This window comes from Burkholderia latens, from assembly GCF_902499045.1.
GTDB classification, from domain to species: domain Bacteria; phylum Pseudomonadota; class Gammaproteobacteria; order Burkholderiales; family Burkholderiaceae; genus Burkholderia; species Burkholderia latens.
Map to the genome: position 1 here is coordinate 17,070 of NZ_CABVPL010000073.1, position 10,563 is coordinate 27,632.

Consider the following 10,563-nt stretch of genomic DNA (forward strand, 5'->3'; position numbering starts at 1 on the left):
CGCCGCTCGTCGCGGCGCCCCAAGGTCAGTGTTTGCGGGGAGCGGGAGCCGCCGGTGCGGCACCGCCCGTCGGGCTGCGCATGAATCGGAAAAACTCGCTGTCGGGATCGACGACGATGATGTCGTTGCGCTTGAACGTATTCCGGTACGCCTGCAGGCTCGCGTAGAACTGGTAGAACTGCGGATCGCGGCCGAATGCGTCGGCGGCGATCGACGCGGCTTTCGCATCGCCCTCGCCCTTGATCGTCTGCGCGGACTTGTACGCATTCGCGAGCACCGCCTGCTGTTCGCGCTCCGCATCGGCCTTGATCTGCTCGACGTCGGCCGCGCCTTCGGCCCGCACCTTCGCCGCCTGGTCGCGCAACGCGGCAATCATCCGCTGATACACGGCGTCGGCCTGTGCAGCCGGCAGATCGACACGCGTCAGCTGCACGTCGACCACGTCGACGCCGAAACCCGACGCCTGCGCGCGCACCGCATCGCGGGCCGCATTCGCGATCTCGCGCTGCCCGCCGAGCGCATCGTCGAGCGCGTGCTTGCCGAACGCGTCGCCGAGTGCGCCCTTCAGCGCGCCGGCCAGCCGATCGGCCGCGGCAGCGGGGTCGCCGCCCGTCGCCGTGAAGTACTTCATCGGATCGCTGATCCGGTACTTGACCGCATACGCGACGAGCAGATCGTGCTTGTCTTCGGTCGCCACCTGCAGCGGGTCCGGTGACTCGAGCGATTGCAGGCGCGTATCGATCAGCGTCGCCGTCTGCAGCGGCGGCGGCAGCTTGAAATGCACGCCGGGACCGGCGAGCTCGGGCTGCGCGCCGTCGCGGCCGGACAGCACGGCCGTATGGCGCGGATCGACGGTCAGCACGGTCGACGACGCCGCGAACGCGGCGATCACGATTGCGACGACGAGCGCAATGATTCGGTTCATGTTCTGCGCTCCCCGTTACTTCGTATCGTCTTCGCGCGAGCGGCTGCGGAATGCTTCGCGCGATCGCAGCACGTCGCTGCCCGGTGCGGGCGCCGCGGCGGCCGACGCCGCGCTCGCGGGCACGCTCGCCGCGGCAGCAGCCGGCGCCGACGCCGCGTCGGGCGCGGACGCGCCGGCCGGCGCCGCATTGGTCGCATTCGCCGCGTTTGCCGAATTCGCGGCGTTTTGCCGCCCCTGCTCGACGAGCTTGTCGAGCGGCAGGTACACGACGCTGTTGCCGCCCTTGTTGCCGACAAACACCTTCGTCGCGTTCGAATAGATTTCCTGCATCGTTTCGAGGTACATCCGCTCGCGGATCACTGCAGGCGCCTTCGAATACTGCGCATAGACCTGCTTGAAGCGCTCGGCGTCGCCTTCGGCTTCCGTGACCACGCGCTCGGCATACGCGTTCGCTTCGTCGGCGAGCTTCGCGGCGTCGCCCTGCGCCTTCGGCAGCAGGTCGTTCGCATAGGCCTGCGCGGCGCGCTTCGCGGCCTCGCGCTCGTCGCGCGCCTTCGCGACTTCGGCGTACGCGGCCTGGGTCTGCTCGGGCGCCGACACGCTCTGCATCGTGACGGCCGTGACCTCGAGCCCGGACTGGTAGCGATCGAGATCGCGCTGGATCGCGGCGGACAACTGCTCGCGCAGTGCGTCGCGGTCCTGGTTCAGCAGGTCGGCCGCGCTGCGCGTGCCGACGATCGCGCGCACCGCGGCCTGGGCGGCCTGCGACACGCTGCGCTCGGGATCGGCGCTGCGGAACAGGTAATCGGTGGCGGAACGGATCCGGTACTGGACGACGAAACGCACGTCGACGATGTCGGCGTCGCGCGTGAGCATCGCTGCTTCCTTCACGTTCGCGAGACGCACGACGTTGTTGCGGCCGATCTCGATCGAACGGACCTGCGACGTGTCGACGATCTCGTGCGACGCGAACGGATACGGCGCGCGCCAGTGAACGCCCTGGCCGACCGTGCCCGACAGCTTGCCGAACTGCAGCACGACGCCCGTCTGGCCCTCCTGCACGACGAACAGTCCGCTGCCCGCGTAGACCGCGATCAGCACGCCGATCACGATGCCGACGCCGACCCGCGCGGCCCGGCCGTTGTCGGGCCGGAAGCCGTTGCCGCCCTTGCCGCCGAACAGGCCGCTCAGGCGCCGGTTGAAGTTGCGCCACATCTCGTCGAGATCGGGCGGACCGTCACCGTCGCCGCCGGGCGGACGCTTCGATTCGTTCGCACGCGGACGAGATCCATCGTTGCCCTTGCCGTCACCACGCCCCCAGCGGGGATCGTTGATCGACAGCAAGGCGCGCATCCGCCGCCAGGTACTCCGCTCGTTGTATTCGTTCACCAGAGTTTGTTCACCAGATTGGACGCCGGCGAACCGGCCGGGACCGGTTAGCGCCCGTGTTCGGAAATCGTGTGGTCTTCGTGCGGTTCTGCGGGTGCGCCGTCGAGCGCGTCGTCGGGTAACGTCGCGCCGGAAAGGTGTTCCGCGGAGGCGATTTCGGCGATGGCGGCACGCAACGTGTCGAGACCCTGACCGGTGCGCGCGCTCAAAAAGACGCGCGAAATATTACCATACTCGTCCCGCTCGACCGCGTCGCCGCGGGCCGCCAGCTCTGGCACGGCGTCGATCTTGTTGAACACCAGCACCTGCCGGATCGTGTCCGCGCCGATCTCGTGCAACACACCGTTGACCTGCTCGATCTGCTCGAGCCGCACCGCGCTCGACGCATCGACCACGTGCAGCAGCAGATCCGCGTGGATGGTTTCCTCGAGGGTCGCGCGAAACGCCGCAACCAGCTGGTGAGGCAGTTCGCGGATGAACCCGACCGTGTCGGACACCACGATCTGGCCGGCTTCGTCGCCGAGATACACGCGCCGCGACGTCGTATCGAGCGTCGCGAACAGCTGGTCGGCCGCATACGCCTGCGCTTTCGTCAGCGCATTGAACAGCGTCGACTTCCCCGCGTTCGTATAGCCGACCAGCGACACCGACATCGTGCCGCTGCGCGCGCGCTGACGGCGCTGCGTGCTGTGCTGCCGGCGCAGCCGGTCGAGCCGCGACTTCAGCATCTTGATGCGCTCGCCGATCAATCGGCGGTCGGTTTCGAGCTGCGTTTCGCCGGGGCCGCGCAGGCCGATACCGCCCTTTTGCCGCTCGAGGTGGGTCCACGCGCGGATCAGCCGGGTCGACAGGTATTGCAGTTGCGCGAGCTCGACCTGCAGCTTGCCTTCGTGACTGCGGGCGCGCTGAGCGAAGATGTCGAGGATGAGGCTCGTGCGATCGACCACGCGTCTGTTAAGCGCCTGCTCCAGATTGCGTTGCTGGGCCGGCGCCAATGCGTGGTTGAAGATGACGATTTCGACGTTGTGCGAGTCGCAGGCGAGCCGCAATTCATCGGCTTTGCCGCTGCCGATGAACATCTTGGCATCGGGACTGGCGCGACGGCCCGTGAGGGTGACGGCGGGACGGGCCCCCGCACTGGAGGCAAGAAGGCTGAGTTCTTCGAGACTGGCTTCGAAATCGGTCTTGCCGAAATCGATGCCGACGAGCGCTGCGTTGATCAAATTATCAGGTGTCAAGATAAGGCGGCTGGCATCGGTCGCTCGCGGCGACCGGCTGCCGGCCGCTGCGATGGGTTAGGACGAGGCTTCCGCGTCCGGGTGGAAATTCACCGGGCGCGCCGGCACGACCGTCGAGATGGCGTGCTTGTAAACCATCTGGGTCACCGTATTACGGAGCAACACGACGTACTGGTCGAACGATTCAATGTTCCCTTGCAGCTTGATGCCGTTGACGAGATAGATCGAAACGGGAACGTGCTCTTTGCGCAGTGCGTTCAAAAACGGGTCTTGTAACAATTGCCCTTTGTTGCTCATGGCGTACTCCATCTTTTTTTGCAGGTTGATCTGGATTGGCGACGAAGAAAAAGAGATCCGGCGCCAATCGCTACACTATAGCTGATTTTGCCTGCCCCGCCCGGGCATAGGCCATGCGGCCTATCCGTTGTGGGACGCGCGTGGCAGACGTGCTCAGCCCTTGTCCGCGTACGGATTGTTCGACGAACGGAACTCTATGCGCAATGGAGTCCCGGTCAGCGAGAAAGTTTCGCGGAAGCGGTTTTCGAGGTAGCGCTTGTAAGTCTCGGTCACCGCGTCGAGCGCATTGCCGTGGATCACGATCAGCGGCGGGTTCTGGCCGCCCTGGTGCGCGTAGCGCAGCTTCGGGCGCACCGGGCCGCGACGGCGCGGCTGCTGGAACTCGACGGCCTCGATCAGCGCGCGCGTGAGCTTCGGCGTCGGCAGCTTCGCCATCGCTGCCGCGTACGCGTCGTCGACCGAGCGCATCAGCGCGCCGATGCCCGTCTTCTTCGCGGCCGAAATGTAGTGCGATTTCGCGAAATCGAGGAATTTCAGCTTGCGGGTCAAATCGGCTTTCGCGCGATCGCGCGCATGCTCGTCGAGGCCGTCCCATTTGTTGACGCCGATCACGAGCGCGCGGCCCTGCTCGACGACGAAGCCGGCGATGTGCGCGTCCTGGTCCGAAATGTCCTGCTGCGCATCCAGCAGAAGAATGACGACGTTCGCGTCCGAGATCGATTGCAGCGTCTTCACGACCGAGAACTTCTCGATTGCTTCGAACACCTTGCCGCGGCGCCGCAGGCCCGCGGTGTCGATCAGCGTGTATTTCTTGCCGTTACGCTCGAAGTCGACGTAGATCGAGTCGCGCGTCGTGCCCGGCATGTCGAATGCGATCACGCGGTCCTCGCCGATCAGCGCGTTTACGAGCGTCGACTTGCCGACATTCGGCCTGCCGACGATCGCGATCTTGATGCCGCGCGACGGATCGTCCTCGTCCGCCTCCTCCGGCTGGCCCGCGTACGCGACTTCCAGCGCCTCATTGATCATGTCGGTCACGCCGTCGCCGTGCGCGGCCGAGATCGCGCGCGGGTCTCCGAGCCCGAGCTCGTAGAAGTCCGTCGCGACCGCCGTATACTTCATCCCCTCGGCCTTGTTGACGACCAGGAAGATCGGCCGGCCAGTCTTGCGCAGGTAGTCGGCGATCGATTTGTCCTGCGGCGCGAGCCCGTTGCGGCCGTCGACGATGAACACGACGACGTCCGCTTCCTCGACGGCCTGCCGCGTCTGGCGCGCCATCTGGTGCAGGATGCCGTCCTTCGCGACCGGTTCGAAGCCGCCGGTATCGACGACCAGGTACGGCCGCGCGCCGACCCGCCCCTCGCCGTAATGGCGATCGCGCGTCAGGCCGGGCAAGTCGGCGACCAGCGCATCGCGCGAGCGCGTGAGCCGGTTGAACAGCGTGGATTTCCCCACATTGGGGCGCCCAACGAGGGCAATGACCGGTTTCATCTGTGTTTTCTACGGTGATGCGCAGCAGCGGGAGGCCCGCTGCTGCGGGCGGCTGCGCTGAATGAAAATATCACGATTTCGCGCCGCGCCGGATGCGGGCGCCAGGCGCGCGTCGCGCGCCGTCGTCCTTCGTTGCGAACTGCCTTTCAAATACCGAGCGGCCGGGGACACCGGCCGCCTCATGTCGCACGATCGCGGCGCGCGGGACCTCCGCTCCGCCGCGATCGCGCCTGTTGCGCGCGCGTCAGCGCGGACGGAACCCGTACAGGCCGCCGTCCTTCGTCTGCACGACGAGCGTATTGCCCGCCAGGACCGGCGCCGCGGTGATCGCGCTGCCGTCGGTCTTCATCCGCGCGATGAAGCTGCCGTCCTCGCGCGACAGGAAGTGCACGAAGCCCTGGTAGTCGCCCATCACGACCGCATGGCCGAGCAGGTACGGCACGCCGACGTCGCGGCTCTTCAGCTTGTCGTTCCGCCACAGCTGGTTGCCGCTCGCCGCGTCGTACGCCGTCACGACCGACCAGTCGTCGCCGCCGGCGACGACCGAATCGTCCTGTGCGAGCCCGCTGCGGCTCGAGAACGGCTTTTCCCACAGCGGCCGGCCCGAGTTCGCGTCGAAGCAGCCGAGCTGGCCCTGGAACGTGACCGCGCACGTTTCCGCGCCGACGAGCGTCGGCGGCCCGCTGACGTCGTTGATGCGCTCCACTTCGGTCACACCCTTCGGGAACGACACGGGCGTCTGCCAGAACGGCTCGCCGGTCTGCAGGTTGATCGCGACGAGGCCGCCGCCGGGGAAGCCCGCCAGCACGGCCGCATCGCCGGCGAACGTCATGCCGGCCGACACGCGCAGGTTCAGCGGCACCGCGCGGTTGCGGTAGTTCCACTTCTGCTCGCCGGTCTGCGCGTTGAACGCGATCACCTGGCCGTCGATCGTGCGTACGATCACGAGGCCGTTGCCGACCAGCGGCGGCGAGAAGATCTCGCCCTGCACGCTCGTCTTCCACAGCTGCTTGCCGTCGGGCCCAAGCACGAACACGCCGCCCTTCAGCGCGCCGACCGCGGTCAGGTTGCCGTCGCTGCCGACACCGGCCGACAGGTCCGAACCGACCTTCGTGCGCCACAGCGTCTGGCCCGTCTTCGCGTCGATCTTCTCGACCGAACCGTTCTCGCCCGCCGCGAAAACGGCGTCGCCCACGGCCACCGGCGAGAACAGGTAGCGCCCGCCCTTGCCGACGCTCGCCTTCCAGACCTGTTGCACGTCCATGACGGGCTTGAACTCGGTGAGCGGCGTCGGCACGCGGCGCGCGTCCTTCGACGACGAGCAGGCCGCCAATGCCAGGACAGCCGCCGCGCAGGCTACGGGCACAGCGTAACGTTTCAGCAAATTCATCGGTTAGCGAAGCAAGTTAAGAGGTTGAGGGGGCCGGAATCAGCCGCCGAGCGCGTCGAGCTTGAACTGCACGAGCTGACGCGCGGACTGGTCGTCCTGCGACAGGCTGTCGAGCGCGAGCTTGTACGCGGCGCGCGCATCGTCGGTCTTGCCTTGCGCGGCAAGCAGATCGCCGCGGCGATCGGCCACGAGGCCCTTGAATGCATCGACCGGCGTGCCGGACAGCAGCGCGAGGCCGGCGTCGTACGCCTTCTCGTCGAGCAGCAGCGATGCGAGACGCAGCTTCGCGATCTGCTTGTACTCGTCGTCCTTCGCGTGGTCGACCGCCCATTGCAGCTGCGCCTTCGCGCCGGCGGCGTCGCCGGCCGCGTACAGCGTCTTCGCGGCTGCAAGCGCAGTCATCTGCGCATACGGCGTGCGGCCGAACTTGTCTTCCATGTCGGCGGCCGCGCGGGCCATCGTCGCCTTGTCGTTCGCGGCGGCGGCCTTCTGGACCTGTTCATACAACCCGGAAGCTTCGGCGGCCTGACGGCGCTGCCAGTAATTCCAGCCGTTGAAGCCGGCCGCGACGACGAGCGCCGCGAGTACGATCCACGTGGTCAGGTTGCCCCAGCGGGCCCACCACGCCTTCAGACTTTCAATCGATTCTTGTTCGTCGTGATAACTCATCGGCGAGCGATTCCTTCCTTTTCGGGCTTTTCTTGTCGAGCGAATGCCAGCGCGATCAGTCGTCGCCGTCTTCGGCGGATGCAACCATCGCATTGATTAGGAATTCGGTCAAGCTTTCGACCGGTACGGTCTGCTGAACGTTCTTTTCCCCTTCCTGGCCCGCACCGCGCAGCGCTTTCACGCCCACCGTGCCGTTCGCGACTTCGTCCTCGCCGAAGATCACCGCGAACGCGGCGCCGCTCGCATCGGCCCGCTTCATCTGCGACTTGAAGCTCGCCGGTGCGCCGTCGGCGCTGCAGTGGAAAATCACGTCGAGGCCCGTATCGCGCAGACGCTCGGCCGCGATGAACGCCTGTTCGCGCGCCGCCTCGCCCTGGTGCACCACGTACACGTCGACACCTTCCTGCTCGGGCGCGAGATCCTCTTCCTTCAGCAGTTCGAGAATGCGCTCGATGCCCATCGCCCAGCCGCACGCGGCGGTCGGCTTGCCGCCGAGCTGCTCGATCAGCGGGTCGTAGCGGCCGCCGGCCGCGACCGTGCCCTGCGCGCCGAGCTTGTCGGTCACCCACTCGAACACGGTCAGGTTGTAGTAGTCGAGGCCGCGCACGAGACGCGGATTGATCTTGAACGGAATGTTGTTCGCGAGCAGCAGGCGCTGCAGCCCTTCGAAGTGCGCGCGCGATTCGTCGCCGAGGAAGTCGATCAGCTTCGGCGCGTTCTGCGCGATTTCCTGCAGCGCAGGGTTCTTCGTGTCGAGCACGCGCAGCGGGTTCGTATACAGGCGGCGCTTCGCGTCCTCGTCGAGCACGTCGGCGAACTGCTCGAGGTACTTGATCAGCTCGACGCGGTGCGCGGCGCGCTCTTCGGCGAGGCCGAGCGAGTTGATCTCGAGCTTGATGCCGGTCAGCCCGAGGTCGTCCCACAGGCGCTGGCACATCATGATGATTTCGGCATCCGCGTCCGGGCCCGCGAAGCCGAGCGCCTCGACGCCGACCTGGTGGAACTGGCGGTAGCGGCCGCGCTGCGGACGCTCGTGACGGAACATCGGGCCGATGTACCACAGGCGCTTCGGGCCGTCGTACAGCATGTTGTGCTCGATCGCCGCGCGCACGACGGCCGCGGTGTTCTCCGGACGCATCGTCAGGTTCTCGCCGTTCAGCGCGTCGGTGAAGCTGTACATCTCTTTCTCGACGATGTCCGTGACTTCGCCGATGCCGCGCGTGAACAGCTGCGTGTGTTCGACGATCGGCGTGCGGATGTTCTGGTAGCCGTACGCGCGCAACAGCGATTTCACGGTCGCTTCGAAGAACTCCCACAGGCCGGCATCCTGCGGAAGGATGTCGTTCATGCCCTTGACGCCGGTGAGTTTCTCGATCTTGCGTTTCTGTTCAGTCATCGTGTGTGTGGACGAATTAGTTCAGGGCCGCTGCGCGGCCGTAGTTGCGTGCGACGTAGTCGCTGACGATCTGCTGGAATTCCTCGGCGATCCGCTCGCCGCGCAGCGTCTTGACCTTCTCGCCGTCGATGAAGACGGGCGCGGCCGGGTTCTCGCCCGAACCCGGCAGGCTGATGCCGATGTTCGCGTGCTTCGATTCGCCGGGGCCGTTGACGATGCAGCCCATCACCGCGACGTTCATCTTCTCGACGCCCGGATACTCCTTGCGCCAGACCGGCATCTGCTCGCGCAGGTAGGTCTGGATCTGCATCGCGAGTTCCTGGAACAGCGTGCTCGTCGTGCGGCCGCAGCCCGGGCACGCGATCACCATCGGCGCGAACGAGCGCAGGCCCATCGTCTGCAGGATTTCCTGGCCGACGATCACCTCGCCGGTGCGCGACGCGCCCGGTTCCGGCGTCAGCGAGATGCGGATCGTGTCGCCGATCCCTTCCTGCAGCAGCACGCCGAGCGCGGCAGTCGACGCGACGATGCCCTTCGAGCCCATGCCGGCCTCGGTCAGCCCGAGGTGCAGCGCAAAGCCGCAGCGGCGCGCGAGCTCGCGGTACACGGCGATCAGGTCCTGCACGCCGCTGACCTTGCACGACAGCACGATGCGGTCGCGGCCGAGGCCCAGTTCGACCGCGCGCTCGGCCGAGCCGATCGCCGACTGGATCAGCGCCTCGTACATCACGCTCTGCGCATCCCACGGCTGAGCACGCGCGGCGTTCTCGTCCATCATCCGCGCGAGCAGGTCCTGGTCGAGGCTGCCCCAGTTCACGCCGATCCGCACCGGCTTGTCGTACTTCGCGGCGGCTTCGATCATCTGCGCGAACTGCGTGTCGCGCTTCGCGCCCTGGCCGACGTTGCCCGGGTTGATCCGGTACTTCGACAGCGACTCCGCGCAGCCCGGATAATCGCGCAGCAGCAGGTGGCCGTTGTAGTGGAAATCGCCGACGAGCGGAACGGTCACGCCCATCCGGTCGAGCTGTTCGCGGATCGCCGGCACGGCCGCCGCGGCCTCCGGCGTGTTGACCGTGATGCGCACCAGCTCGGAGCCCGCGTTCGCGAGCTCCTTGATCTGGATCGCCGTGCCGATTGCATCGGCCGTGTCGGTATTCGTCATCGACTGCACGCGCACCGGCGCATCACCGCCGATCGTCACGAGCTGCCCGCCCCAACGAACATCCACCGCATGCGACACGCGACGCGGCCGATGCCCGCCGAACACCGGCTCGGTTGAACAAATCTGACTGCTGCGTGGGGATTGAGCTTCGGATTGCATCGATAGATCCATTTACGCGGAATGCGCCGCGACGCGGCGCATGAATTGAAAAAGCGCCGTGCCCTCGCGGCCCGTCCAGGACGGGCCTTCGCCACGGCGCTTGACGTCAGGGCAACGTGAACCGCGCCACGTTGCCTCGCGCTGCCGAATATTTTGCCGGATCGACGGGTTTTCCGTCGAACGCGACCGTATCGAGGCCGGCCTTGTTGCCGATCGTGACCTTGAACGGCCCGTCGCCCGCGACCTGCTTCGTCTCGCCGGCCCGCACCAGCGCCGAGAACAGCTCCTTGCCGTTCTTGTCGCGCACGCTGAACCAGCAATCCTGCTTGACCTTCAGTTCGATCATCGACTGGCCTGCCGCCACCGCGACGCTCGCGGGCTCGGCCGGCGCGGCCGCGCTCGCTGCCGCCGCGACGGGCTGCGATGCAGCAGGCGCCGCGGCTTCGG

At 66.8% G+C, this 10,563-nt stretch carries 10 protein-coding genes; all 10 read right to left on the minus strand.

The annotated features are described in order from the left end of the window. Positions 1-25: 25 nt before the first annotated feature. Positions 26-925, minus strand: coding sequence for a protease modulator HflC (gene hflC / locus BSE24067_RS30600; protein WP_151067672.1), 900 nt, complete (start codon positions 923-925; stop codon positions 26-28). A 15-nt stretch (positions 926-940) separates the two neighbouring features. Continuing rightward, positions 941-2,314: an FtsH protease activity modulator HflK gene (gene hflK, locus BSE24067_RS30605; protein WP_174904966.1), complete on the minus strand. Its 1,374-nt coding sequence runs from the start codon at positions 2,312-2,314 to the stop codon at positions 941-943. 47 nt (positions 2,315-2,361) lie between these two features. Next, on the minus strand, positions 2,362-3,537 hold the full coding sequence (gene hflX, locus BSE24067_RS30610; RefSeq protein ID WP_174904967.1) for a GTPase HflX: 1,176 nt from the start codon (positions 3,535-3,537) through the stop codon (positions 2,362-2,364). A 72-nt stretch (positions 3,538-3,609) separates the two neighbouring features. After that, positions 3,610-3,849: an RNA chaperone Hfq gene (gene hfq, locus BSE24067_RS30615; RefSeq protein WP_006399927.1), complete on the minus strand. Its 240-nt coding sequence runs from the start codon at positions 3,847-3,849 to the stop codon at positions 3,610-3,612. Between the two features lie 153 nt (positions 3,850-4,002). Then, entirely contained in the window at positions 4,003-5,340 is a 1,338-nt protein-coding gene (der, locus tag BSE24067_RS30620; protein WP_151068513.1) for a ribosome biogenesis GTPase Der, read from the minus strand. A 244-nt stretch (positions 5,341-5,584) separates the two neighbouring features. Continuing rightward, positions 5,585-6,730, minus strand: a complete 1,146-nt coding sequence (gene bamB / locus BSE24067_RS30625; protein ID WP_151068514.1) for an outer membrane protein assembly factor BamB — start codon at positions 6,728-6,730, stop codon at positions 5,585-5,587. 39 nt (positions 6,731-6,769) lie between these two features. Next, positions 6,770-7,399: a tetratricopeptide repeat protein gene (locus BSE24067_RS30630; RefSeq protein ID WP_151068515.1), complete on the minus strand. Its 630-nt coding sequence runs from the start codon at positions 7,397-7,399 to the stop codon at positions 6,770-6,772. Positions 7,400-7,454: 55 nt separating this feature from the next. Next, positions 7,455-8,795, minus strand: a complete 1,341-nt coding sequence (gene hisS, locus BSE24067_RS30635; protein ID WP_151068516.1) for a histidine--tRNA ligase — start codon at positions 8,793-8,795, stop codon at positions 7,455-7,457. 16 nt (positions 8,796-8,811) lie between these two features. Beyond that, positions 8,812-10,116: a flavodoxin-dependent (E)-4-hydroxy-3-methylbut-2-enyl-diphosphate synthase gene (gene ispG, locus BSE24067_RS30640; protein WP_151068517.1), complete on the minus strand. Its 1,305-nt coding sequence runs from the start codon at positions 10,114-10,116 to the stop codon at positions 8,812-8,814. A gap of 106 nt (positions 10,117-10,222) precedes the next feature. Beyond that, a partial coding sequence (locus BSE24067_RS30645; RefSeq protein WP_254600367.1) for a DUF4115 domain-containing protein occupies positions 10,223-10,563 on the minus strand: 341 nt, incomplete at its 5' end.